The organism is Micromonospora cathayae (genome assembly GCF_028993575.1).
In the GTDB taxonomy this organism is placed as follows: Bacteria; Actinomycetota; Actinomycetes; order Mycobacteriales; family Micromonosporaceae; genus Micromonospora; species Micromonospora cathayae.
Map to the genome: position 1 here is coordinate 5,515,346 of NZ_CP118615.1, position 25,099 is coordinate 5,540,444.

The 25,099-nt window shown below is 74.2% G+C and carries 18 protein-coding genes; 10 read left to right on the top strand and 8 right to left on the bottom strand.

Going from position 1 to position 25,099, the window contains the following annotated elements; genetic code table 11:
- Nucleotides 1–45 precede the first annotated feature (45 nt).
- From PVK37_RS24385 to PVK37_RS24400, 4 genes are all read left to right on the top strand, one after another.
- Nucleotides 46–975, top strand: a complete 930-nt coding sequence (locus PVK37_RS24385; RefSeq protein WP_275030133.1) for an SRPBCC family protein — start codon at nt 46–48, stop codon at nt 973–975.
- 142 nt (nt 976–1,117) lie between these two features.
- Complete coding sequence (locus PVK37_RS24390; RefSeq protein ID WP_275030134.1) at nt 1,118–2,656, top strand: class I SAM-dependent methyltransferase; 1,539 nt, start codon at nt 1,118–1,120, stop codon at nt 2,654–2,656.
- 4 nt (nt 2,657–2,660) lie between these two features.
- Nucleotides 2,661–3,434 carry a 3-oxoacyl-ACP reductase FabG gene (gene fabG, locus PVK37_RS24395; RefSeq protein WP_275030135.1) on the top strand — a complete coding sequence of 258 codons (774 nt, stop codon included), beginning with the start codon at nt 2,661–2,663 and terminating at the stop codon, nt 3,432–3,434.
- A gap of 20 nt (nt 3,435–3,454) precedes the next feature.
- Entirely contained in the window at nt 3,455–4,126 is a 672-nt protein-coding gene (locus PVK37_RS24400; protein ID WP_275030136.1) for a class I SAM-dependent methyltransferase, read from the top strand.
- Here PVK37_RS24400 and PVK37_RS24405 read toward each other — a convergent pair whose 3' ends face one another.
- The gene (locus PVK37_RS24405; RefSeq protein WP_423790835.1) at nt 4,127–5,269 is read right to left on the bottom strand and encodes a GlxA family transcriptional regulator; all 1,143 of its coding nucleotides are present in this window, start codon (nt 5,267–5,269) and stop codon (nt 4,127–4,129) included.
- Between the two features lie 71 nt (nt 5,270–5,340).
- On the opposite strand from PVK37_RS24405, the gene PVK37_RS24410 reads away from it, so the two are divergent.
- On the top strand, nt 5,341–6,711 hold the full coding sequence (locus PVK37_RS24410; RefSeq protein ID WP_275030137.1) for an MFS transporter: 1,371 nt from the start codon (nt 5,341–5,343) through the stop codon (nt 6,709–6,711).
- 14 nt (nt 6,712–6,725) lie between these two features.
- Nucleotides 6,726–7,664: an NAD(P)-dependent oxidoreductase gene (locus tag PVK37_RS24415; protein WP_275030138.1), complete on the top strand. Its 939-nt coding sequence runs from the start codon at nt 6,726–6,728 to the stop codon at nt 7,662–7,664.
- On the opposite strand, the gene PVK37_RS24420 is transcribed toward PVK37_RS24415, so the two are convergent.
- The 5 genes from PVK37_RS24420 to PVK37_RS24440 all read right to left on the bottom strand — a co-directional run bounded on the left by PVK37_RS24420 (nt 7,636) and on the right by PVK37_RS24440 (nt 12,723).
- Nucleotides 7,636–8,343 carry a VOC family protein gene (locus tag PVK37_RS24420; protein WP_275030139.1) on the bottom strand — a complete coding sequence of 236 codons (708 nt, stop codon included), beginning with the start codon at nt 8,341–8,343 and terminating at the stop codon, nt 7,636–7,638. The two genes, PVK37_RS24415 and PVK37_RS24420, sit on opposite strands and share 29 nt — an antisense overlap.
- Before the next feature lie 28 nt (nt 8,344–8,371).
- Nucleotides 8,372–10,375 (bottom strand): putative bifunctional diguanylate cyclase/phosphodiesterase, encoded by a 2,004-nt coding sequence (locus PVK37_RS24425; RefSeq protein ID WP_275030140.1) that lies wholly within the window; start codon nt 10,373–10,375, stop codon nt 8,372–8,374.
- Between the two features lie 285 nt (nt 10,376–10,660).
- Nucleotides 10,661–11,302 carry a hypothetical protein gene (locus PVK37_RS24430; RefSeq protein WP_275030141.1) on the bottom strand — a complete coding sequence of 214 codons (642 nt, stop codon included), beginning with the start codon at nt 11,300–11,302 and terminating at the stop codon, nt 10,661–10,663.
- Nucleotides 11,303–11,428: 126 nt separating this feature from the next.
- Nucleotides 11,429–12,442 (bottom strand): cupin-like domain-containing protein, encoded by a 1,014-nt coding sequence (locus tag PVK37_RS24435; protein WP_275030142.1) that lies wholly within the window; start codon nt 12,440–12,442, stop codon nt 11,429–11,431.
- Entirely contained in the window at nt 12,439–12,723 is a 285-nt protein-coding gene (locus PVK37_RS24440; protein ID WP_275030143.1) for a hypothetical protein, read from the bottom strand. Before PVK37_RS24440 ends, PVK37_RS24435 begins: the two co-directional genes overlap by 4 nt.
- A 147-nt stretch (nt 12,724–12,870) precedes the next feature.
- Here PVK37_RS24440 and PVK37_RS24445 point away from each other — a divergent pair, with 147 nt between their 5' ends.
- From PVK37_RS24445 to PVK37_RS24455, 3 genes are all read left to right on the top strand, one after another.
- Complete coding sequence (locus PVK37_RS24445) at nt 12,871–14,808, top strand: sensor histidine kinase (RefSeq protein ID WP_275030144.1); 1,938 nt, start codon at nt 12,871–12,873, stop codon at nt 14,806–14,808.
- On the top strand, nt 14,805–15,461 hold the full coding sequence (locus PVK37_RS24450) for a response regulator (protein WP_275030145.1): 657 nt from the start codon (nt 14,805–14,807) through the stop codon (nt 15,459–15,461). Before PVK37_RS24445 ends, PVK37_RS24450 begins: the two co-directional genes overlap by 4 nt.
- Before the next feature lie 128 nt (nt 15,462–15,589).
- Complete coding sequence (locus PVK37_RS24455) at nt 15,590–16,321, top strand: DUF899 domain-containing protein (RefSeq protein ID WP_275030146.1); 732 nt, start codon at nt 15,590–15,592, stop codon at nt 16,319–16,321.
- A gap of 114 nt (nt 16,322–16,435) precedes the next feature.
- On the opposite strand, the gene PVK37_RS24460 is transcribed toward PVK37_RS24455, so the two are convergent.
- Complete coding sequence (locus PVK37_RS24460) at nt 16,436–17,821, bottom strand: condensation domain-containing protein (RefSeq protein WP_275030147.1); 1,386 nt, start codon at nt 17,819–17,821, stop codon at nt 16,436–16,438.
- A 21-nt stretch (nt 17,822–17,842) separates the two neighbouring features.
- On the bottom strand, nt 17,843–19,255 hold the full coding sequence (locus PVK37_RS24465) for a condensation domain-containing protein (protein ID WP_275030148.1): 1,413 nt from the start codon (nt 19,253–19,255) through the stop codon (nt 17,843–17,845).
- A gap of 240 nt (nt 19,256–19,495) precedes the next feature.
- Between PVK37_RS24465 and PVK37_RS24470 the strand changes: the two genes are divergently transcribed.
- Nucleotides 19,496–25,099, top strand: coding sequence for a non-ribosomal peptide synthetase/MFS transporter (locus PVK37_RS24470; RefSeq protein WP_275030149.1), 5,604 nt, complete (start codon nt 19,496–19,498; stop codon nt 25,097–25,099).

Consider the following 25,099-nt stretch of genomic DNA (forward strand, 5'->3'; position numbering starts at 1 on the left):
ACCATCGGCTGTGGCAATGTCTCCGAGCCGAGGGGAACCACAGGGATGGGCGACAGTGGAGACCACGTCGTCGAACGGCAGACCGTCGTGGACGCGCCGCCACAGGCACTGGTCGACCTGCTGGACGACGTTCCCGCCTGGCCACGGTTCGATCCGGAGGGCGTCCACGCCCACCGCCTCACCGACGGCGGTGGCGGCCGGTACCGCTACTGGACGCTGGCGGGCGACACGGCGGTACGCGTCTGGCGGCTCGGCTGCCGGACGGACCGGGCGGACGGACGGATCACCTTCGAGGCGGTGCCCGAGGACGGTGGCCCACCCGTGTCCGGGCACTGGTGGCTGCGGGAACGGGGGGCCGGCACGCTCGTCCGGCTGCGGTTGACCTCGGCGGGCGGGACGGACGTGGCGACGCTGGACCGGGCCGCCGGCGCCCAGCTCGACACGCTCCGGCGGGCGTACCGGCACCGGACGGAGGCGACGCCGACGGTGGTGACCACCGACGACTCGGTCCTCGTCGCCGGCTCCCCGCACCGGGCCTACGACTACCTGTACGACGTACGGAGCTGGCCGCACCGACTGCCGCACGTCTCCCGGCTGACCCTCACCGAGCAGCCCCGCAACGTGCAGTTCTTCGAGATGGACGCCGTCCTGCCGGACGGCACCCGGCACACCACCCGCAGCGTCCGGCTGTGCTTTCCGACCCGGCTCATCGTCTACAAGCAGCTCACCCCGGCGGCGCTGATGGAGGGGCAACTCGGCCGGTGGCGGTGTGAGCCGACGCCGGAGGGGACGCGGCTGACCGCGCAGCACACGCTCATCCTGAAACCCGGCTCGCTCGCCACGCTCGGTATCGCACCCGGCGCGCCGGACGCCCGACAGCGACTGCGGGACCTCTTCTCGACCAACAGCCGGACCAGCCTGCGGCTGGCGAAGTCCTGGGTCGAGCAGCCCACCGATGCCGCCCGCCCCGGCTGACCCGGCACGTCGGCCGTCCCACGTCCGCAGTCGGCCGGCGGGAGCGATCCGTCCCGGCCGGACGGCCGGCCCACCAGGTTCCGGCGACCGCCGTGACCAACCGCGGCACCCGGTGCCGCCCTCTTCCGATGGGAGCCCCACAATGACCTCGACCGCCCTCACCCCGGTGGCGGAGTTCACCGACGCCCCCGGCGACGCCGTCGAATCCAGCTACCGGAAGCTGGTACGCGGACTGTGGGACGACGGACGGCTCACCGAGGCCGCCCTACCCACGGTGCCCGAGCTGGTGCGCGCGCTCGGCACGGTCGGCCGGGACCGCCGGGGCCACCTCGCGGTGCTGCTCGGCCTGCTCGCCGAGGTCGAGCCCGAGCAGGACGCCCGTCCGGTGCACGAGGCGGTACGCGCCGGCCTGGCCGGCTACCTCGACCAGCTCGCCGCCGCCACCGACGACTACCCGTTCCGGCTCGCCCTGCTCTACCTGCTCGCCCACTTCCCGGCGGACGCGGCGGCGATCCGGCCGGTGGTCGCCGGACTCCGGCTCGACGAGGACGACCTGACCCGGTTGGAGCGGTGCCTGCAACAGCTCGACCCGGACGCGCCGGACCTGGGGCGGGTCTGGCCCGCCCCCTCCGCGTGGAGCCTCACCGAGGCCGAGCGGGCCCTGGACCGGAAGTGGATCAGCCAGTTGACCCCGGAACAGGTGCGGATCACCTGGCGCAACGACACCGACTCGCTGCTGGGCTACGCCGGGGCGAAGGCCCGCTGGGCGGTCGGCAACGGTGACCCCGTCCAGCTGCCCGGTACCGTCGACACCGTGCCCGCCGGCCCGGCCGCCCCGGCGGGGGCACCCCGGCACCTCGCCGTCCTCCGGTGCCCGGTGTGCCGCTCGGGCGGGCTCACCGCCGACACCGGCACCGACACCGGCACCGTCCGGTGTACGGACTGCGCGACCCGGTACGGGATGCGCAACGGCTGCCTCGACCTGTCCGCCGGGATCGACGAGAAGACCACCACCGTGGTCGCGGACGTGTTGCAGGAGTCCGCGGTGCTGGAGAACATCGCCATCTCCTACGAGAGCCGCATCCGCCCGGCCTTCCTCCGGGTGATGGGTGGCAACTGGTCCGGCGGGGTGACGCCGGTCGACGAGGACCGCTACCTCGACGACCACGTCCGGCCGGTGGACGGCCCCGTCCTCGACCTGGCCGCCGGTTCGGGACGGTGGACCGAGGTGCTCGCCCGCCGGTTCGGTGCCGACCGGGTGATCGGCCTGGACGTCAACATGTCCATGCTGAGTTGCCTGCGCCGCCGGCTGCCGGACGTGTTGGCGGTGCGGGCCAGCGCGTTGGCGCTGCCCTTCGCCGACGCCAGCCTCGGCGCGGTGAACTGCTGGAACGCCCTCCAGGCGTTGCCCGACGCGGCGGAGGCGATCGCCGAGGTCGGCCGGTGCCTGCGGCCCGGGGGGACGTTCACGGTGATGACCTTCCGGCCGTCCGAGGACCCGGTCTACGCGCACTTCCAGATGCTGCACCGCTTCCCCAGCCGGCCACAGCAGTTGCTGCTGTTCCCGCCGGAGCTGATCGAGGGTTGGCTGGCGGCGGCGGGCCTGACCGTACGGCACCGCGGCGGGTCGGGAACGTTCGTGTTCCTCACCGCCGTACGCGGCGCGGACCGGGGGGAGTAGTCCGATGGCGGCGAGGACCGCAGCGGTGACCGGGGGGACGAGCGGGATCGGACTGGCCGTCGCCCGCACCCTGGCGGAACAGGGACTGACGGTGTTCATCTGCGGTCGGGACCGGGCCCGGGTCGAGGACACCGTGCGCGCGTTGCGCGCGGACGGCCTCCCGGTCGACGGCCGGGTGTGCGACGTGCGGTCCCGGTCGGACGTACGGGCGTTCATGCGGGCGGTGGCGACGGCCGGCGGGGTGGACGTCCTGGTCAACAACGCCGGTCGTAGTGGTGGCGGCCCCACCGCCCAGCTCTCCCCCGACCTGTGGACCGATCTCGTCGACACCAACCTGACCAGCGTGTTCACCGTGACGCAGGAGGCGTTGACCACCGGCGGAATGCTGTCCCGCGACTGGGGCCGGGTGATCAACATCGCGTCGACCGCCGGCAAGCAGGGGGTGCCGCTCGGCGCGGCGTACTCGGCGTCGAAGGGCGGGGTGATCGCCTTCAGCAAGGCGCTCGCCAAGGAACTCGCGCAGCACGGCATCACCGTCAACGCGGTGTGTCCCGGCTACGTCGACACCCCGATGGCCGACCTGGTCCTGGACGCGTACGCCGAGCTGAACGGCAGCACCGTCGAGACGGTACGCCGCCAGTTCGAGGCGAAGATCCCGCTCGGCCGGTACAGCACCCCGGAGGAGGTCGCCGCCCTGGTCGGGCACCTGGTCCGGCCGGAGGCCAACTCGATCACCGGGCAGGCCGTGAACGTCTGCGGCGGCCTGGGCAGCTACTGAGATCCCGTGAGGAGGGTCGCGTGACCACCAAGGTTCCCAAGGGCCACCCGGCGTACGCCGGCTCGGCCCCGTACAATCCCGCCCAGTTGCGTTTCTACGACCCGGTCGTGCTCCGGTTCGCCAACCGGTTCCTGTGGCGGTGCCCCACCGACCGGATCGTCGACCTGTACAGCCGGAACGTCTCCGGCCGGCACCTCGAACTGGGCCCCGGCACCGGCTACTTCCTGGACCGGTGTCAGTTCCCCGTGCCCGATCCGGAGATCACCCTGGTCGACCTGAACTCCAACCCGCTGGCTCACACCGCGCGCCGGATCGCCCGGTACCGGCCGCGGACCCTCCAGGCCGACCTCCTGGAGCCGTTGGACCTGCCGCCCGGCGGTTTCCACTCGGTGGGGATCAACTACGTCCTGCACTGCCTGCCCGGCCGGATCGAGACCAAGGCGGCCGTGCTCGGCAACCTGCGACCGCTGCTGGCCCCCGGCGCCGTCGTGTTCGGTGGGACGATCCTCGGCGACGGCGTACGGCACACCCGCCTCTCCCGGCGGATGATCGAGCTGTACAACCGGATCGGCGCGTTCACGAATCTGGCCGACGACCGCGACACCCTGGACCGGGTGCTCGGCGAGCGGTTCACCCACCACCGGATCGACGTGTGCGGGGCGGTCGCCCTGTTCGTCGCCCGAACCGACTGACTACCGGGCCAGGGGCGGATCCCGGCCGTCGAGGCACCCGGCGTGATCGCCGGGGACCGCTCCGGTGCCGGGTACGCGCTCTCCCGGTCGGGGGCCTCGGTAGCCCAGGTCCCCGCCGTCGACCGACCCGTTCGCGACGGGACCGGCCGGGACGGGGACCGGGCGGTCGGGGCCCCGGACCCGGAAGGTGCGGCGGTACGCCGACGGGGCGACGCCGACCTGCTGGTGCAGGCGCTGGCGCAGCGCGGCAGCGGTGCCGAAACCGGACCGCCGGGCCACCTGCTCGACGGCGAGGTCGGTGGTCTCCAGCAGCAGCCGGGCATGGTCGGTGCGTTGCCGCAGCAGCCACTGTGCGGGACTGAGTCCGGTCTCCGACCGGAAGTGCCGGGTGAACGTGCGGACGCTCATCCGGGCGTGTGCGGCCAGCTCGCGCAGGGTCACCGGCTCGGCCAGCCGCTGCCGGGCCCACTCCCGGGTGGCGGAGGTGCCGTTGTCCGGTTCCCGGGGCACCGGTCGTTCGATGTACTGCGCCTGTCCACCGTCGCGCCAGGGTGGCACCACGCACCGCCGGGCCGCCCGACCGGCCACCTCGCTGCCGTGGTCGGTCCGCACCACGTGCAGGCACAGGTCGAGGCCGGCGGCGACCCCGGCCGAGGTCAGCACGTCACCGCCGTCGACGAACAGCACGTCCGGGTCCAGGTCGACGTCCGGGTGCAGCCGGCGGAACCGGTCCACGTACGCCCAGTGGGTGGTGGCCCGGCGGCCGGTGAGCAGGCCGGCGGCGGCGAGCACGAACGCGCCGGTGCAGATCGCCATCACCCGGGCCCCCCGGGCGTGGGCCGCCCGCAACGCCGCCCCGACCACCGGGTCGACCGTGCCGCTGTCCAGCGCAGGACCGCCCTGCACCCCGGGCACCACCACCGTGTCGGCGGCGGTGAGCAGGTCCGGCCCGTGCTCGGGCAGCACCCGGAAGCCGTTGCTGCTGCGCACCGGACCACCGTCCGGGGTGCAGATCCCGACCGCGTAGCGGTCGGTGCCGTCGCGGTCCCGGGCGGCCCCGAAGACCTGGGTGGGCATGCCGAGGTCGAGACCCACCACCTCGTCGAGGGCGAGCACGGCGACCCGGTGCGGAGCACTCGTCATGGCCCGATTCTTGCGTATGGTGGCCGTCCGGCCACTCGTCGGGTCCACGGACCGGCCTCCAGACTCGGTACGTGTTCCGTACCCGCCGGGTCCACCCGGCTTGGATCGTGGCCGCTGTCGCCTTCGTGGCGCTGGTCGGGGCCGCCGGCTTCCGCGCCGCGCCGTCGGTGCTGCTGAACCCGCTGCACGAGGAGTTCGGCTGGCCGCTGGCCACCATCTCCGCCGCCGTCTCGGTCAACCTGCTGCTCTACGGCCTCACCGCGCCGTTCGCCGCCGCCCTGATGGACCGGTTCGGCGTCCGGCGGGTGGCGTCCGCGGCCCTGCTGCTGGTGGCGCTGGGCAGCGGCCTGAGCGTGTTCGTCACCGCGAGCTGGCAGTTGCTGCTGTGCTGGGGGGTGCTGGTCGGGCTGGGCACCGGGTCGATGGCGCTGGCCTTCGTGGCGACGGTGACCGGGCGCTGGTTCGTCCGCCGCCGGGGCCTGGTGACCGGGGTGCTGACCGCCGGCGGGGCCGCCGGTCAACTGGTCTTCCTGCCGCTGGTCGCCGTCCTGGCCCGCGACCACGGCTGGCGGGTGGCGATCCTCGTCGTCGCCGGGACGGCGCTGGCGGTCGTCCCGCTGGTCGGGTGGCTGCTGCGGGAGCACCCGGCCGATCTGGGTCGGCCGGCGTACGGGGCGGCCGAGGTGAGCCGTCCCGCGCCGCCGACCGGGAACGCGGCGGCGCGCGCGGTGGGCGCGTTGACCGCCGCCGCCCGGACCCGACCGTTCTGGGTGCTCGCCGGCGGGTTCGCGATCTGCGGCGCGACCACCAACGGCCTGGTCGGCACACATTTCGTACCGGCCGCCCACGACCACGGGATGCCGCAGACCACCGCCGCGTCCCTGCTGGCCCTGGTGGGTCTGTTCGACATCGTCGGCACGGTCGCCTCCGGCTGGCTCACCGACCGGGTGGACAGCCGGCTGCTGCTGGCCGCCTACTACGCGCTGCGCGGGCTGTCCCTGCTGCTCCTGCCCGGTCTCTTCGCCGCCACCGCCGAGCCGAGCATGCTGGTCTTCGTGGTCTTCTACGGCCTGGACTGGGTGGCGACCGTGCCGCCCACGGTGGCCCTGTGCCGGCAGTACTTCGGCGCGTCCGCCCCGGTGGTCTTCGGCTGGGTCTTCGCCGCCCACCAGGTGGGCGCGGCGGTCGCCGCCACCGGGGCCGGTCTGGTGCGGGACGGGTTCGGTGACTACACCCTCGCCTGGTACGTCGCCGGGGCGCTGGCGCTCGGCGCGGCCGGGCTGTCCCTGCTGCTCGGCCGGCCGCACCCGGTCGCCGCACCGCCACCGGTCACCGCACCGCCACCGGCACCGGCACCGGCACCGGCACCGGCACCGGCACCGGTCACGGCACCACCGACGGTGCCGACCACCGGTGGCCGACCGGCCATCGACGACCGATAACGGTGGAGGTGCGCGTGACGACGGTGGGCTTCGTCGGCCTGGGGATCATGGGACAGCCGATGGCGCTGAACCTGGCCCGGGCCGGAGTGCCGCTGGTGGTGTGGAACCGGACGGCGTCCCGGGCCGGCCCGGTGCTGGCGGCCGGCGCGGAGTGGGCCGACGGCCCGGCCGAGGTGTTCGCCCGCGCGGAGGTGGTGCTGCTGATGCTCGCCGACGAGACCGCGGTCGACGCGGTGCTGGCGCGCGGCACCGGCGGGTTCGCCGACCGGGTCCGGGACCGCACGGTGGTGCAGATGGGCACGGTCGCCCCCGGGTACTCCCGGGACCTGGCCGACGAGGTGACCGCCGCCGGCGGCGGCTACCTGGAGGCGCCGGTCTCCGGTTCGCGGGGCCCCGCCGAGGCGGGCCGCCTGGTGGCGATGGTGGCCGGGGACCCGGCCCGGGTCGCGCGCTGCCGTCCGCTGCTGGCACCACTGTGCGCCGAGGTGTTCGACTGCGGGCCGGTGCCCTCGGCGCTGGTCATGAAGTTCGCGGTGAACGTCTTCCTGATCACCATGGTCACCGGTCTGGCGGAGTCCGTGCACTTCGCCGAGGAGCACGGGGCCGACCCGGCGCTGCTGGCCCGGATCCTCGACGCCGGGCCGATGGCCTCCACGGTCTCCCGGACCAAGGTCGACAAGCTGGTCCGGGGCGACTTCTCCGCGCAGGCGGCCATCGCCGACGTGCTGAAGAACAACCGGCTGATCACCGACGCCGCCCGCCGCCGGGGCACCGCCGCGCCGCTGCTGGACGCCTGCCACGCCCTGTACGCCGAGACCGTGGGGCTGGGCCACGCCGACGCGGACATGGCGGCCGTGGTGCACGCGCTGCGGAACCGGACCCGGACGGTCGGTCGGACCCCGGAGGCCGGCGGACCGCTGCCCGCTACGCCCCCGGCGCGGCCGGTCGGATGACGGTGAACACCGCGCCGGCCGGGTCGGCGAGCGCGGCGACCCGGCCGGTCGGCACGTCGCGCGGCGGCACCAGCAGCCGCCCGCCGAGCCGGTCCGCCCGCTCGGCGGCCCGGTCCGGGTCGGCCACCGCGAAGTACACCATCCAGCCGGTCGGTAGCAGCTCGGCCAGCGGGGCGGGCAGCGTCAGCCGGCCGGCGACCGGTCGACCGGCGGCGCTGAGCAGGACGTACGAGTCGTCCGGCGCGCCCGGCGGCGGGTCGGCCCGCAGGCCGAGGGTGTCGTGGTGGAACCGGTCGACCTCGGCGGGGGTGACCGTCATGTACTCGTACCAGCAGGGCCGGCCGGGGCCGGGTGGGGCGGCGGTCGCCCCGGCGCGGACCCGGAACCCGCCACCGAACGGGTCGTGCACGTCCTCGCCGTCCAGCCGCGCGCCAGCCCGGACCGCGGTGGCACACACCTCGTCGGCGTCCGGCGCGGCGAACACCGGCCACCAGCGGGCGGGGGCCGCGCCGGCCCGCAGCGACGCGGCCGGAGCGCCGTCGGCGTACGCGGTGGCACCGTCGCCGGTCTCGGTGTAGCTCCAGCCGAACAGGTCACGGTAGAAGAGCCGAACAGCGTCGAGATCGGAGGTGACCAGTTCGACGCGGTCGGGTACCGCCGGGGTGGCTGCTTCGTTCACCTGGGGCTCCAGACGGGACGGTGCGACTTCAGTGATCATGATGACGTACCGCGACGGTGGGCGCGGTAGGCCGTTCGTCCCTGATCCGGCGCAAAAGGATGTCCAGCGGCACCGGACGACCCAGGTGGTACCCCTGGCCGGCGTCCACACCCAACCCACGCAGGGCGGGCACCAGCCCGGCGTGCTCGACCGACTCGGCGACGGTCCGCATGCCGAGCCCGTGCGCGGCACGGACCACCGCGTCGATCAGCACCGGGTCGGCCCCGCCCCGGTCGGCCTGGCGGACGAAGTCACCGGCGATCTTCACGGTGCTGAACGGCAGGTGCTTGAGGTAGGCGAACGAGCCGAAACCGGCGCCGAAGTCGTCCAGGCTCAGCCGGCAGCCCACGTCGCGCAGGGTACCGGCCAGGTTCCGCACGGCCGCCACGTTGGTGATGGCCGCGGTCTCGGTGACCTCCAGCCCCAGCCGGCCGGGGGCCACACCGACGGCCCGCAGCCGTTCCACCACCCAGTCACCGAACCCGGGCGACTCCATGGAGCGGGCCGAGATGTTGACGTCGAAGCACACCCCGGCGGCGACGGCCGACGGTTCGGCCAGCGCGGACGTGGCGGTCGCCACCACCCACCGGTCGATCTCGCCGATCAGGTCGTCCCGTTCCACGGTGGGCAGGAAGTCCACCGGCGACAGCGGTGGCTGCCGGCCGTCCCGCAGCCGGATGAGCAGTTCGTGGCTGACCACCTCACCGGACAGCAGGTCGATGATGGGCTGGGCGTCGAGGTGCATCCGCTGCTCGTCCAGGGCGGTACGGACCCGGGTCGTCACGTTGACCCGCTGCACCGCGTGCCGGTACTGCTCGGGCAGGTACAGCCGGGCCCGGTTGCGGCCGGCGTTCTTCGCCTCGTACAGCGCCAGGTCGGCGTGGGCGAGCACCGCGTCCCGGGTGTCGCCGGGCTCCACCGAGGCGGCCCCGATGCTGAGGGTGACCCGCAGCCCGCCGCCGGCCACCGGCACCGGGGTACGCACCGCGACGTTGCACAGGCTCTCGGCGACGGCGAGGGCGTCACCGGCGGCGGCGTCGGGCAGCACCACGGCGAACTCGTCACCGCCCAGCCGGCCCAGCACCGTCCCGGTCGGCAGGTGCCGGACGAGCAGTCGGGCCAGCACCCGCAGCACGTCGTCGCCGACCGCGTGACCGTGTACGTCGTTGATGTCCTTGAAGTTGTCGATGTCGATCAGCAGCAGCGCCCCGGACGGGACGCCGGACGGGGCGAGCAGGTCGTCCAGGCGCGCGAGCAGGGCCCGCCGGTTCGGCAGGTCGGTCAGCGGGTCCCGTTCGGCCAGGTGGGTCAGCTCCTCCTGGACGCGGCGCATGGCGGTGATGTCGTGGGCGGTGCCCAGGACGCGCACCGGCGCGCCGGACGGGTCGGTGAAGACCTCGCCGTAGCACTCGAAGACGCGCAGCGTGGTGCGGTCCGCGAGGTACATGCGGTGGGTGTAGGAGAACGGTCCGCCGGTGCCCAGCGCGGTGGCGAGGGTCTGCTCGATCAGCCCCACGTCCTCGGGGTGCAGCAGCTCCCGGTAGGACGGGTAGTCCAGCTCGGTGCCCGGTGGGTACCCGAACATCTGCAACAGCACGTCGGACCAGATCACCGTGTCGGTGGCGATGTCCCACTCCCAGGTGCCCACCTTGGCGAGCTGTTCGATGTGGGCCAACCGCCACCGGTAGTTGCGGCCCAGTTCCCGTTCGACACGCTCGTCGGTGACGTCGCGCAGTTCGTACAGGCGGCCGGGCCGGCCGTCGTGTTCCAGCGGGTGGCAGCACGCCTGGATCCAGCGGGTGCTGCCGTCGGGAGCCGACCAGGGCAGCTCGACGGCGTCACCGCCCGGTTCGATCCGCTCCAGCGGCAGTTCCTCCGGCCGGACGCCCAGCCGTCGCGCCGCCGCGTTCGACCAGACCGGCCGGCCGTCGGCCGCGAGCACCGTCATGGCGGTGGAGGCGACGTCGGCCACGACTGCCGGCAGAGTGCTCACCTGCGGGTCACCCATCCCTTCGCCGATCACGACGGCCCGCCGCGGTCACCGACACACGGTCGTCCCGTCGCGACGCGGAGTCTACCCACGGACCAGCCGCGTCGGCGGTCCGATGGTGGTGGCGTCGACGCGCGGCGGGTGCCCTGGTGGGTGGGTGGGCGGGCGGCCGGGCCGCCCGCCGGCTGCTCTTCGTGGTCAGGACCGGGCGCGGCGCGACGCCCCGGCGGGCGGCCGGCCGGAGGGGGTCGGGTGGGCGGCGGGGCAGGGTCGGGCGGCACGCGCCGGTCAGACCGGGGCGACCCCGTTGACCCGGGCGCTGACCGTCAGCGTCCGGGTCTGTTTGCCGTGAGCGTTGGTCACGGTGAGCTGGTACGTGTGCTTCTGGGTGCTTCCCTCCGGCCCGGAGCAGGGGAAGTTCAGGGTCTCGGTGCCGGTCGGCGCGTAGCTGTCGCCGTAGATGCCCGGCCCGTCGACGGAGAGCGCCACCCGGTCGACGTTGGTGGCCTCCCACTCCAGGACGACCGGGTTGCCGGCGATCGGGTTGACGTTGGTGCCGGCCGGGCAGGACGGCTGCTGCCGTACCCGGAACTGGACGATCTGCGGGCCGTTCGCCGCGGCCTTCGTCGTGGTGGAGGTCGCGGGCTTCGTGGTCGGGTTCCCGCCACCGGTGGAGCCGCCGCCCGTGGAGCCGCCGGTGGAGCCGCTGCTGCTCCCGCCGCCGGTCGCACCGCCGTCGTCCTTGCTGCCGCCGCCGTCGGTCGGCGCGGATCCCGGCCCGTCGCCGGTCGACCCGGCGGTGTCCGTCGCCGGGTCCGCGCCGGACGCCTTGGACCTGCCGGACGGGTCCACCGTGACCGAGCAGCCGGTGACCGCCACCGTGGCGGTCAGCGCGGCCACGACGAGTCGGGAAAGGTTCGAGCTACGCATCGGCGCTCCTCGGGAAGGACGCCGGTGTCGGGGCGTCCGGCTGACTGATGTCTGCACGGTAGGGACGCCAGTCAAGCCACCCGGCCGGTCGGGGTCCCGCCCCGTCCGGGAACGGGGCGGGACCGGTCAGTCCGCCTGACCGGCGGCCGGTGGTGTCGCCATCTTGTGGTTCTGTCCCGGCACCTGGAAGTGGTGGAACGTGACGGTGGCGCTGACGTCCAACGCCGCCACCCAGTGCCACCAGCCGACCGGGACGAGCAGCATCTGGCCCGGTTCCAGGACGGTCTCCAGCACGGTCGCCTCAGCGAAGCGCGGGTGCCGGGCGAGGTCCGGCTCGGCCGCGTCGACCGCGCTGAACGTGCCGCCGCGCGGGTAGACCAGGTGCCGCTCGTACGACGGGACGAGCCGCACGTGCTTGCGCCCGAACACCTGGCACAGCAGCACCGAACTGTTGTCCACGTGCAGGGGCGTCACCGTACCGGCCGGCCCGAGCAGCAGGTGCCCGAGCGCCGACGGGTCGACGATCCCGGCCGGCGGTCGGACGTCGGCGGCGAGCGGCCGGAGCGGACCGGACCAGTTCTCGTTGCGCGGCACCATGTAGTAGTCGTTGGTGCGGGCGCCGGAGCCGAGCAGCGCCAGGTAGTCGCGGAACGGCATGGTGGTGCGGTGCCGGTCGTACTGCCAGGCGTGGTCGGGGTTGGTGTCCCGGCCGGTCATCACCTCGACCTCGGCGTCGCCGCACCGCCGCGCCAGCGTGTCCAGGGTCCAGTCCAGTGCGGGCCAGTCCGCCATCAGGCCGTCCAGCACGACCGGACGGTGGCCGAAGTAGTACCGGCTGAAGAACTCGTCGGCCGTGACGCCCGTCCGGTGTTCCAGGGTGCGGCCCCCGTCGCTGTTGCGCAGCGCCCGGTACGTGTCCAGGACGGACTCCATCCAGTCGTACCGCAACGCCAGCCGACGGCACACCGCGAAGTACGGGTGCGCGGTGAGTTCCCGGAGTTCCGCGTCGACGGCGTCCGGGTCGCCGCACCCGGCGACGGCGGCGGCCCGCACCTGGTCGACCGGGGCGCCCATGGCGAGGTTCTCCACCAGCCACTCCCGCCAGTCGGCGGCGAGCCGGGACAGGGTGGGCACGGTCATGCGCCGGTGCCCGGGACGACGGTGAGCCGGGCCGCGCGGGCGTAGTGCTCGCAGTTGACGTAGGAGCCCTTGACGTGCGTCGGGAAGTGCTCGGCCGCCGGCGGCGGACTGAGCCGGGCGGTGCGGGCGTACTCCTGGCAGTTGACGTAGGAGTTCTTGACGTGCGCCGGGAAGTGGTCGGCCGCCGGCGGCGGGCCGAGCCGGGCGGCGCGGACGGACTCGCCGCAGGTGGGGTAGGAGTTCTTCACGTGCGCCGGGATGTGGTCCGGGGAAGAGGTCATGGCCGCAGTCAACCGGCCGGGGTGTCCCGGTCACCAGTGACCGGTGTCCCGCCCGGGACGGGACACGCCGGTCCCCCGAACGGCCGGTGGGTCGGCCCCCGGAGGCGGCTGGATCACCGTCGCGCCGGCTGACAGAGTGGACCCGCCATGCCGACCTCCCCCACCGCCGGCCGGATCGCCGCCCGGCTGGTCCTCGCCGTCACCGCCGTGTTCACCACCGCCGCCGTCGCCGCCTGGTGTGTCGCCCTGCCGGCGTTCACCGTCACCCAGCTGTACTCGCTGGTGGACCTGATGGACGGGATCGTCTACGGCGGCGTCGCGTGGCTCGTGCTGGGCCGGCGACGCACCGGTGGGCGGCTCGCCGGGTGGATCACCGCCGCCGCCGCGGTGGGTGGCTCGGTGTCCGCCTTCGCCGCCCAGTGGGGGCTGCTGTCCACCGGGCCGTACTGGTTGCTGTCCGCCCACCACTGGGCCTGGATCCCCGGCCTGTACGCGCTGGTCGTGGTGATGCCGTGGCTGCTGCCCGAACGCCGGCCCCGGCCGGTCGAGCGGATCGCGGTCGCGGTCGGGCTCGGCTACGTGGCGCTGGCCTGGGTGGCGGTGCTCACCGCGCCCGCGCCACGCGGGCTGGTCCCGCTGGGGCCCGCGGCGGTGGAGTTGCGCGCCGGGCTGGTCCGCCCCCTGCCGTACCTGCTGGTGCTGCTCGGCCTGGCCGCCGCGGTCGGGGCCGGTTGGCGCTGGCGGCGCGGCCCCCGGGACGGTCGGCACGGCATGGGCTGGGCGACCGCCGGCAGTGCGCTGCTCACCCTGGCGTTCCTCACCACCATGCTGCCGCCGTTGCTGCCCGCCACCGTGCCCGCCCTGCTGATGCTGGCCTCGCAGGCGTTCTTCCCGGCGGCCGTCGCGGTCGTCGTGCTGCGCCAGCAGATGTGGGGACTGCGGCTGGTGGTCCGGCGCACGCTGGTGTGGTACCTGATGACGGCCGGGGTGATCGCCGCCTACAGCGCCGCGGTCACCGTGCTGGACCGGCTGCTGCCCGACTCGTCGTCCGCGCCCCGGATCGTGGTCACCGCGGCCATCGCGGCCGCCTTCCAGCCGGTACGGCAGGCGGTGCAGCGGGCCGTGGACCGGCTCGTGCACGGCGACAGCCCGGAACCGTTGATGCGCCGGGTCGCCGACAGCCTGCGCAGTTCAGCCGAGATCGGCCCGGCCGTCGCCGCCGCGCTCCGCCTGGCCGGCGTCACGGTCACCGATGGTCCCGGGCCGCCGCCCGACGCCGGGGGCCGGTCGGTGACCGTACCGTTGACCAGCGGGGACCGTACCGTCGGCTATCTGCACGCCTGGCCGCGGCCCGGTGAGCTGCTCGGCAGCCGGGCCACCGGGGCGCTCACCGAACTCGCCCCGGTGGTCGCCGCCGTGGTGGACCTGGCCCGCACCAACGAGGAGTTGACCCGGTCCCGGCGACGCCTCGCCGAGGCCCGGGACGAGGAACGACGGGCGCTGCGCCGGGACCTGCACGACGGGCTCGGCCCCGCGTTGAGCGGCATCGGGCTCGGTCTCGCCGCCACCCGCAACCTGCTGCACCGGGACCCGGCCCGCGCGGACGAACTGCTGGACCGGCTGATCGCCGAACTCACCACCCGCGCCGACGACGTCCGGGACCTGGCGCACGGGCTGCTGCCGCCGATCCTCGCCGACGGCGGCCTGGAGCCGGCGGTGGACACCCTGCGGCACCGGTTCGCCCGGGACGGCCTGGCGGTGACCGTCCACGTCCCGGTGCCGCTCGAACCGCTGCCCGGCTCGGTCGCCACCGCCGCGTACGGGGTGGCCGCCGAGGCGGTCCGCAACGTGCACCGGCACGCCGGGGTGCGGCACTGCACGGTACGGCTGGACCGGCTGCCGCACCTGCTGCGGATCAGCGTCACCGACCACGGTCGGGGTCTGCCGGCCGCCGGGCCGGCCCCGGGTGTCGGCCTGCACGCGATGCGGGAACGGGCCGACGGCGTGGGCGGCACGCTGACCGTCGGGCCGGCCGAACCCCGGGGCACCACGGTGTGCCTGAGCATCCCGCTGGAGGCGGCGTGACCGGACCGATCACGGTCGTCGTGGTGGACGACCATCCGGTGTTCCGGCTCGGGATGGTCGCCCTGCTGTCCACGCTCGACGGCATCGAGTGTGTGGGCGAGGCGGCCGACGTACCGGCCGCGCTGGACACGGTGGCCCGGACCCGGCCGGCGGTGGTGCTGATGGACCTGCACTTCGAGCGGGGGTCGGGCATCGAGGCCACCCGGCTGCTCACCCGCGACCGGCCGGGGATCGGTGTCCTGGTCGTGACGATGCTCGACGACGACGCGTCGCTGGTCGCGGCGATGCGCGCCGGGGCGCGCGGCTACCTGCTCAAGGGGGCCACCGCGGCCGACGTGGAGCGCAGCATCCGCGCGGTGGCCAGTGGTGACCTGGTGCTCGGTGCCGCGGTCGCCGGCCGCGCCGGGCTGCTGTTCCGCGCCGGGCCCGCCGGGCGGGTACCGTTCCCGCAGCTCACCGACCGGGAACGGGAGATTCTCGAGCTGCTCGCCCGGGGGCTGCCCAACGCGGGCATCGCGCACCGGCTCGGTCTCAGTCCGAAGACGGTCCGCAACAACGTCTCCACCATCCTGCTGAAACTGGGCGTGGGCAGCCGATCGGAGGCGATCGCCGCCGCCCGGGACGCGGGGTTCGGGGCCGCCACCGCAGGCTGACGTGATCCCACGTCGTCCGGCCGGGTGTCCGGGCGTTTCCGGTCGGCGGTCGGCCGCGGGTCGTGGCGCGACGCACACAGATCGATGTACGTTCCTCGGGTTCGTCACCTCGGAAAGGACGGTCGTCCATGGTCGATCTGCCGGTTGTCGCACGGGACGAGTGGCTCACCGCCCGCAGGGAGCTGCTCGACCAGGAGAAGGAACTCACCCGGCTGCGGGACCGGGTGACCGCGTCGCGGCGGCAACTGCCGGCGGTCGCCGTCGACAAGGAGTACACCCTCACCGGCCCGGACGGCCCGGTGCGGTTGGCCGACCTGTTCGAGGGCCGGCGGCAGCTCATCGTCTACCACTTCATGTTCGATCCGGCGTGGACCGAGGGGTGCAGCAGCTGCTCCCTGCTGGTCGACAACGTCGGCCACCTGGCGCACCTGCGGGCCAGCGACACCACCTTCGCCGTCGTCTCCCGCGCGCCGCTGTCGTCGATCACGCCGTTCCGGGACCGGATGGGCTGGACGTTCCCCTGGTACTCGTCGCACGGCAGCGACTTCAACTACGACTTCCACGTGACCAACGACCCCGACGTGGCCCCCGTCGAGTACAACTACAAGGACGCCGCCACGCTGGAGCAGGAGGGACTCACCCCCTTCCTGCGGGGTGAGGCGCACGGGCTGAGCGTCTTCGTCCGGAGCGACGACGGCCGGGTCCTGCACACCTACTCGACGTACGGGCGGGGGCTCGATCCGCTGCTCAACACCTACAACTACCTGGACCTGACCCCGCTGGGCCGGCAACGGTACGTCAACGAGTTCCCGCACCACGACACCTACGACACCCCGTCCACCGGCGGGCACTGCCACTGACGTCCGCCCCGCCGACCGGCCCCACGGCCGGGCCGGTCGGCGGGGGTGAGCCGGTAGACGCCGGGAGGGCTCAGCGGGTCGACGTCGGCGGGCAGCCGGCCGGCGTTCGGAGGGTCAGCCGGCCAGGGCCGCCTCGACCAGTCGTGCCTCGACGTCGCGCAGCAGCCGCTCCGCCCGCTGCGGCGGCAGGTAGACGCTGTCGACGGTGACCACCAGTTCCACCGCGCCGGGCGCGTCGACCACCTGGATCCGGCACCGCCAGGCGAACCGTTCCAGCTCCTCCAGCCAACGGAACGGGCTGGCGTCCCGGGCCGCCCGCAGGGTGGCCGCGTCCGGGGCGGTGACCCCGGCCGGTACCTCCTGGGGCAGCCGGATGTCGTTGAAGAAACAGAACGGCGCGAGCGCGGTGCCGTAGTCGATGCCGTGCCCGGCGAAGGCCGCCGCCATGGCGAGCGGGTCGTAGTAGGCGTGCCGGTACCCGTCCAGTGACGCCTGCTTGGTCCGGGTGAGCAGGTCGGCGAAGTCCGGCCGACCGGTCAGGTCGATCCGGCACAGTCCGAGCTGGTTCAGTTTGCTGATCGCGGTGTCGTACTCGGGCTGGAACCGGTTGTTGCCCATGGTGAAGATGCCCCGGGCGTCCGCCCCGTCGCCGGGGAGCACGTCGGCGACGGCGGCCAGCAGCACGGTGGCGTTGCTGACCCGGTACCGGGCGGCGAGCAGCCGGGCCGCGTGGTAGGCCGCCGTCGAGGTCAGTGCGCCCCGGCGGTACCGGGGGGTCGTCCCGGCCCCGGCCACGTGGAAGGTGCCGACCGGCAGGGCCCGGAACTGGCGCAGCCAGTACGCCACCGCCCGGTCCGACCGGCGTCGCTCGACCTGCCGTTCCCGCTCCGCCACGTCCAGCGACTGCAGGCCCGGCGGGTGGGGTGCGGTGCCCCGGACCAGCAGCATCCGCAGGTCCCGCAGCACGGTCTCGGTGGCGTGGAAGTCGACGGTGGAGTGACTGAAGACCACCACCACCTGCCGGACCAGACCGTCGACCACCACGACGGCGGCCCGCAGCGGCCACTCGGTGGCGTGGTCGAACCGCGGGTCACCCAGCCGTACGGCGAGCGACCGGGCCGCCTCCTGCCCGACCGGGTCCGCCCCGGCCGTGGGCACGGTGTGCACCAGCACCGGCAACCGGCCCTCGGCGGCGGCCTCCTGACGCAGCTCACCGCCGGCCGGACGGACCCGGGTCCGCAGTGACTCGTGCCGGTCGACCAGTGCGGCGAGCGCCCGCACCGCCCGCTGCGGCGACACGTCCGCCCGGGGCGAGACGGCCAGGACACGGCGCAGGTTCAGGAAGCTGTGCTGGGCGGACTCGAACTCGGTCACCGCCCGCCACATGGCCCGTTGGCCCCAGGTGAGCGGTCCGGTGGCGACCCGGCCGCCGTGGAAGTCCGCGTACGCCAGTTCCTCGGTCGACGCGGCGACCTGGTTCATGAACGGGGAAGTGAGCACGCCTGGAGGTTACCGTCCACGTCAGCCCAGCAGCGCCCGCGACGAGGGCGTCCACGGCCAGTCGACCTCCCGGAAGGCCGCCGTGACCAGCAGGTCCTCCAGGTCCCGCAGGAACGGCTCGATCGATTCGGCGGGCCGGAACCGGGTGTCGACGCTGAGCGTGACGCCGACCGCGTCCGGTTCGTCGACGACGTGGGTCAGCAGGTGCCAGGCGGTCCGGGTCAGGCCGTCGACCGGCTGGAAGGTGCTCTCCGCCATGGCCGCCCGCAGCTCGTTCTCGCTGGCGGTGGGGACCGGCTGCGCGCCGCCACCGGCGAGCCGTACGTCGTTGAAGTAGTAGTACGGCAGGAAGGCGGTGTCCGTGTCGTAGTCGGCGGCCAGGAAACGTTCCCGCAGCCCCTTCGGGTCGTAGTAGGCGTGCCGGTAGCCCTCCAGCGCGGCCCGCCAGATCCGGGGCAGCAGCTCGGTGAAGGAGGGACGGTCGGCCACGTCCACCACACTCATGCCGATCTGCCCGATGTTCGCCACCGCGTGCGTGTACTCGGCGCGGAACCGGTTGTGCGCCATGGTGAACAGGCCGCACCGCTGCTGGCCGCCCCCGCCGGCGGCCAGCGCGGTCGTCCCGGCGAGCAGCACCGAGGAGACGCTGACCCGGTGCCGGGCGGCGATGATCCGGGCCGCCCGGTCCACCGCCGACGACACCAGGGTGCCGCGCTGCACCAGTGGCGTGCCGGCCGGGTGCTCCGGTGTCAGCGGCGACCGGGGCAGCCGGCCGAACTCCCGCATCCAGTGGTCCAGCGCCCGGGTCGAGCGGGCCTGGTCCACCCCGTTCTGGTCCCGGGCCACCTGCACCGACTGCGGGCCGGGCGGGGTGGTCAGCTCACCGCGCAGCAGGATGAGCCGCAGGTCACGCAGCACCACCTCGGCCGCGTAGGCGTCCACCGTCGAGTGGCTGAAGACCACCACCACCTGGCGTACCAGGTCGTCGACGGTGACCACGGCGACCCGCAGCGGCCACTCGGCGCCGTGGTCGAACGCCACGTCGGCGAGTCGGTCGGCCGCCGCGCGGGCCGCCGCAGCGCCGTCCGCCTCGCCGGACACCACCAGCACCGGCAGCTGGCCGCCGGCGGCGGCCTCCTGGCGCAGCTCACCGTCGACCGACCGGACCCGGGTCCGCAGCGCGCTGTGCCGGCCGACCAGCAGGCCGAGCGCCCGGGTCGCCCGGGGCAGGTCGGCGCGGACCCGCGCGGAGACCGGCACGGTACGACGGAGGTTCATGAACCGGTGGTTGGAGCCGGACCGCTCGGCGGCCCGCCACATCACCCGCTGCGCCCAGGTCGGCGGGGCGGTCTCGGTACGGCCACCGCCGAACTCGGCCAGGACCATCGGTTGGTCGGCCCACTCCGCGGGCACGGTGGCATCAGCGAATCGCATTCCTGACCGTAGGCCGGCCACCGGGCCGCCGGATCGATCGTTCGGGTTTTCCACAGTGCACCGGACAGGCGCTTCGTACTGCGCCGAACAGTTGATTACATGCGTCGGTTGCATTCGGCAGACTGCTTGCCTCGCCCGCCATCGACCTGAGAAGGCCTCCCCGTGACCAATGTAGACCTTCCGGCCCGGGCTGTCCGTCCCGTCACGAGCGGGATTTCCGGCCCGGCCGGGGCGGGACCGGTGCTGTCGTTCGGGCAGGAACGGATCTGGTTCACCGAACAGCTCACCCCCGGCACGGCCGGGTACCTCGTCTACGCGACGCTGCGGCTGACCGGCCCGCTCGACCCGGGCCTGCTCGCCACCGCCATCGACGCCACCGTCGGTCGGCACGACAGCCTGCGGATGCGGTTCACCGAGAACGACCTCGGCGAGCCGGTGGTCGAGGTGGTGCCCGCGGTGCAGGTGCCGGTCACCGTCACCGGCGTCACCGACGAGGCGCAGGCCCGCGCCCTGGTGGCCGAGTCGGCGTCCACCCCGTTCGACCTGGCCGCCGCTCCCCTGCTCCGCGCGCTGGTGATCAGGCTGGGGGCCGACGACCACGTCCTGCACCTGGCGATGCACCACATCATCAGCGACGGCTGGTCGCTGGACCTGCTGCTCACCGAGATCGCCACGATCTACGGCGCGTTGCGTGACGCCGGCCCGGTGCCGGCCCCGCCGACGCTGTCGTACCTCGACTACGCCGCCTGGCAGCGGGAGCGGGTGGACGGTCCGGGGGCCGGCGCGGAGCTGACCTGGTGGACCGAGGCGCTGGCCGGGGTGCCCGCGCTGGAACTGCCCACCGACCGGCCCCGCCCGGCCGTGCAGACGTACGCCGGGGCCACCCACCGGTTCCGGATCGACGCCGAGCTGACCGACGGGCTGCGGCGGCTGGCCCGCAGTCACCGGGCCACCCTGTACATGACGCTGCTGTCCGGGTTGCAGGCGCTGCTGTTCCGGCACAGCGGGCAGCGGGACTTCGCCATCGGTTCCCCGGTCGCCGGGCGGGTGGTGCCCGAGCTGGAGAACCTGATCGGCCTGTTCGTCAACACGCTCGCCCTGCGCGCCGACCTGTCGACCACCGGCGGCACCGCCGACTCCCCGGGTGCGGAGCCCAGCTTCGGGATGCTGCTGCGGCGGAACCGGACGACCGTGGTGAAGGCGCTGGCCCGGCAGGAGATCCCGTTCGAGCGGCTGGTCAAAGAGCTGAACGTGACCCGGGACGTGAGCCGCTCCCCGGTGTTCCAGGTGCTGTTCACGCTCCAGAACTACGCCCGTACCGGGGGCGGCCGGTGGCCGGACGGGCTGCGCACCGAGGGCTTCGGCGCGGACGGCAACGCCGCCCGGTTCGACCTGTCGCTCTACCTGAGCGAGGTCGGCGACGGGTTGCGCGGCATGTTCGTCTACAACACCGACCTGTTCGACGCGGACACGGTGGCCCGGCTGACCGACCGGTTCAGCACGCTGCTGCGGGCGGCGGTGGCCGACCCGGACCGGCCGATCGTGGACCTGGACCTGCTCGCCGACGGGGAACGGGACCGGGTGCTGGCGTTCAGCGCGCCGGACGAGCCGGTCGGGCCGGTCAGCGCGGCGTCGGAGGTCGCTGCGGTGACCGGCCCGGCCACCACCCTGGCGGAGCTGCTCGTTCCGCACGTGGCGGCCACCCCGGACGCGCCGGCCGTGGTGTGCGGCGCGGACACCCTGACCTACCGGGAGCTGGACCGGCGGGCCAACCGGCTGGCGCACTGGCTGCGTACCGTCGGGGTCGGCCCGGACGCGCTGGTCGGGGTGCTGCTGGACCAGTCGGTGGAGTTGGCCGTGGCGCTGCTCGGGGTGCTGCGCGCCGGTGGGGCGTACCTGCCACTGGACCCGGAGCAGCCGCCGAACCGGTTGGCGACCATGCTCGCCGACGCCCGCCCGGCGGTGGTGCTGACCAGCAGCGACCTGCGGGACCGGCTCACCCCGACCGATCCGACGATCGTGGTCCCGGTGACCCCCACCTGTCTGGACACGATCACCGCCGAGGTGGCCGCCCAGCCGGACACCGTCCCGCCGTCCGGCACCCGACCGGACAACCTGGCGTACGTGATCTACACGTCCGGTTCGACCGGCGTCCCGAAGGGGGTGGCGGTGCCGCACCGGCAGGTGCTGCGCTACCTCGACGGGGTGGCCGCCCGGTTCGACGTCGTGCCCGCCGGCCGGTACGCGCTGCTCCAGTCGATGTCGTTCGACTTCAGCGTGACCATCTTCTACCTGGCGTTGGCCACCGGCGGGGTGGTGCACCTGCTGCCCCGCCGGGGCACCGGGGCCGAGCTGGCCGAACAGCTCCGCACCCACCGGATCGACTATCTGAAGATCACCCCGTCGCACCTGGCCGCGTTGACCGCCGACGCCGAGCCGGCCGAGCTGCTGCCGGCCCGCGCCCTGATCCTCGGCGGTGAGGCGTCCGACCTGGAGCGGATCCGACCGCTCGCGGCCGTCGGGGCGACCCGGGTGTTCAACCACTACGGGCCGACCGAGGCGACCGTCGGCATCGCCACGTACGAGGTGACCGCCGACGCCGCCGGGACAGGTCCGGTGCCGACCGGCCGGCCGCTGCCGTACGCCCGGGTGCACGTGCTCGACGAGCGGATGCGGCCGGTGCCGGTGGGCGTACCCGGGGAGATCTACCTGGGCGGGGACCGGCTGGCCCGGGGCTACCTGGACCGGCCCGCGCTGACCGCCGAGCGGTTCGTGCCCGACCCGTACGGCCCGCCCGGCGCGCGCCTCTACCGCACCGGTGACCTGGGGCGGTGGCGGGCCGACGGGCAGCTGGTGTTCCTCGGCCGGGCCGACCACCAGGTCAAGATCCGGGGGTACCGGGTCGAGCTGGGCGAGGTGGAGGCGGCGCTGCGCGACTGCCCGCCGGTGCACCAGGCGGTGGTGGTGCTGCGCGACGACCGGCTGGTCGCCTACCTGGAGTCCACGCCCGGGGCGGACCGGCCGGAGTCGGCGGCGCTGCGGCGCGTCCTCGGCGACCGGCTGCCCGACCACATGGTCCCGCAGCGGTTCGTCTGGCTGGACCAGCTGCCGTTGCAGCAGCACGGCAAGGTGGACCGCAGGGCGCTGCCGGAACCCACCGCCGAGACGCCGACCGGGGAACGGCTCGCCCCGGTCGGCCCGGTGGAGACCCTGATCGCCGGGATCTGGCAGGAGGTGCTGGGCCTGCCGGAGGTCGGCGTCACCGACGACTTCTTCGACATCGGCGGGCACTCGCTGCTGGCCACGCAGGTGGTGGCCCGGATGCGCCGGGAGTTGCCGGCCGACGCCGACGGCAACCCGCCCCGGGTCAGCGTGATGGACCTGTTCCGGCACCGGACGGTCCGTGAGCTGGCCGAACGGGTCGGCACGACCGACACCGGGCCGGCCCTCCTGCTGCACGAGCTGACCCCGCCGGTGCCGGCCGCCGAGCGGGTCGCCACCCTGGTCTGCGTCCCGTACGGCGGTGGCAGCGCGGTGGTGTACCAACCCCTTGCCGACGCGCTGCCGGCCGGGTACCGGCTGTTCTCGGTCTCCATGCCCGGCCACGACATCGGGCTGGCCGACGACCCGGCCCCGATCGACGAGGTCGCCGGGGACGTGGTCGCGGAGATCCTGACCCGGGTGGACGGTCCGCTGGTGCTGTACGGGCACTGCGGTCCGGGTGGGGCGCTCGCGGTGGAGGTGGCCCGGCGGCTGGAGGCGGCCGGCCGGGAGCTGGCGGCGGTGTACCTGGGCGCGGTGTTCCCGTTCGCCCGGCCGGTGGGCGGGGTGCTCGGGCCGCTGATGCGGCTGCGGCTGGCCGAGCGGATCCGCAGCGACCGGATCTACCGCACCTGGTTGCAGGCGCAGGGCACCTCGATCGGCGCGCTCGACCCGGACGAGGTGGCGTTCCTGATCCGGGCCATGCGGCACGACGCCCGGGTCTCCGAGGAGTACTTCACCGACCTGATGCAGCAGCAGGTGACGCCGCTGCGGGCACCGATCGTGTCGGTGGTCGGCGACCGGGACCGGGGCACCGAGTACTTCGAGGAGCGGTTCCGGGAGTGGCACTTCCTCAGCGACCGGACCGCCCTGGCGGTGGTCGACGAGGGCGGGCACTACTTCCTCAAGTACCGGGCCGAGGAGCTGGCCGAGATCGTCACCACCGTGCACCACCGGCTGGCCGAGCCGGCCGGGGTGGTGGGCACGGTCGGCGCGGACGGCCCCGATCCGGCCTGGGTGCTGGCCGCCGTCTCGGACCGCGGCCCCGAGCCGCCCGCGCCGGTCACGGCCCCGGCCGTGCCGCCGGACCGGCCGGCCCGCCGGCCCCGCACCGGCACCGACCGCACCCCGCAGCCGAGCATGGCCCGGTTCGGTCTGGTCGCGGCCGGTCAGATCGTCTCCAGTACGGGCACCGCGCTGACCAACTTCGCGATCCCGCTGTGGATCTACCTGGAGACCGGGTCGCTGGCCCGGTTCGCCCTGTTCGCGGTGATCGGGCTGCTGCCCGGACTGCTGGTGGCCCCGCTCGCCGGGGCGCTGATCGACCGGACCAGCCGCCGCCGGGTGCTGCTGCTGGCCGGCCTGGCCGCCGGAGCGGCCAACGCGGCGTTGGCCGGGCTGGTGCTCACCGACCGGATCGAGGTCTGGCACTTCTACGTGCTGGTGGGCTGGCTGTCGGTGGCGTTGGCGTTCCAACGGTTGTCGTTCATGTCGGCGGTGCCGCAGCTGGTGCCGAAACGGTTCCTCGGGCACGCCAACGGGCTGACCCAGACCGCCACCGGCATCACCCAGTTCATGGTGCCGCTGATCGCGGTGGCGCTGCTGGACGCGGTCGGCCTGGCCGGCATCCTGGTCCTCGACGTGGTGTCGTACGTGTTCGCGATCGGGGTGCTGCTGGCCATCCGGTTCCCGCGCACGCTGGCCCTGCAACGCCGGGAGGGCATCGGCGAGGAGATCATGGGCGGGCTGCGGTACTCGGTACGCCGCCGCGAGTTCCGGTCCATGCTGATCTTCTTCGCCGCGCTGAACCTGTTCCTGTTCCCGGTGCTCTACCTGCTCTCCCCGCTGGTGCTCGGCTTCGCGGAGCTGGCCCAGGTGGCGCAGATCGCGCTGACCGGTGGGCTGGGGGCCGCCGCCGGTGGGCTGGTGATGCTGGTCTGGGGCGGCCCGCGCCGGTACCGGATGCGGGCGGTGCTGCTGGGCACCCTGGGCATCGCGGTGGCCTGCCTGGTCACCGGCCTCCGCCCGAACCTGGTGGTGATCGGGGCCGGCGCGTTCGGCATGTACCTTGCGCTCGGCATCGTCAACGGCGTCTACAACACGATCATCCAGACCAAGGTGCCGCCCCGGTTCCACGGTCGGGTGTTCGCGCTGAACCAGATGGTGGCCTGGTCGACCATGCCGCTGGGCTGGGGGGTGATCGCCCCGTTCGCCTCGCAGGCGTTGGAGCCGCTGCTGATGCCGGGCGGGGCGCTGGCCGGCACCGTCGGCGCGGTGATCGGGGTCGGCCCGGGTCGCGGCATCGCCCTGCTGTACGTGGTGTTCGGCGGGTGCATCGCGCTGACCGCGCTGGTGTCGCTGCGGACCCGGGTGCTGTCCCGGTTCGACGACGAGGTGCCCGACGCCCCGCCGGACGACCTGATCGGCATCGAGGCCCGGCAGGCCCGCGCCGCAGCGACCGGGGCATCCGGAGCGACCGGGGTATCCGGAGGGTCGACCGGGGTGGCGGTCGACGCGACGTCCGGGGTGGCGGGCGGCACGACGGCGAGCGCGCCGGCCGAACCGGCCGGGAAGGCGGCCTGA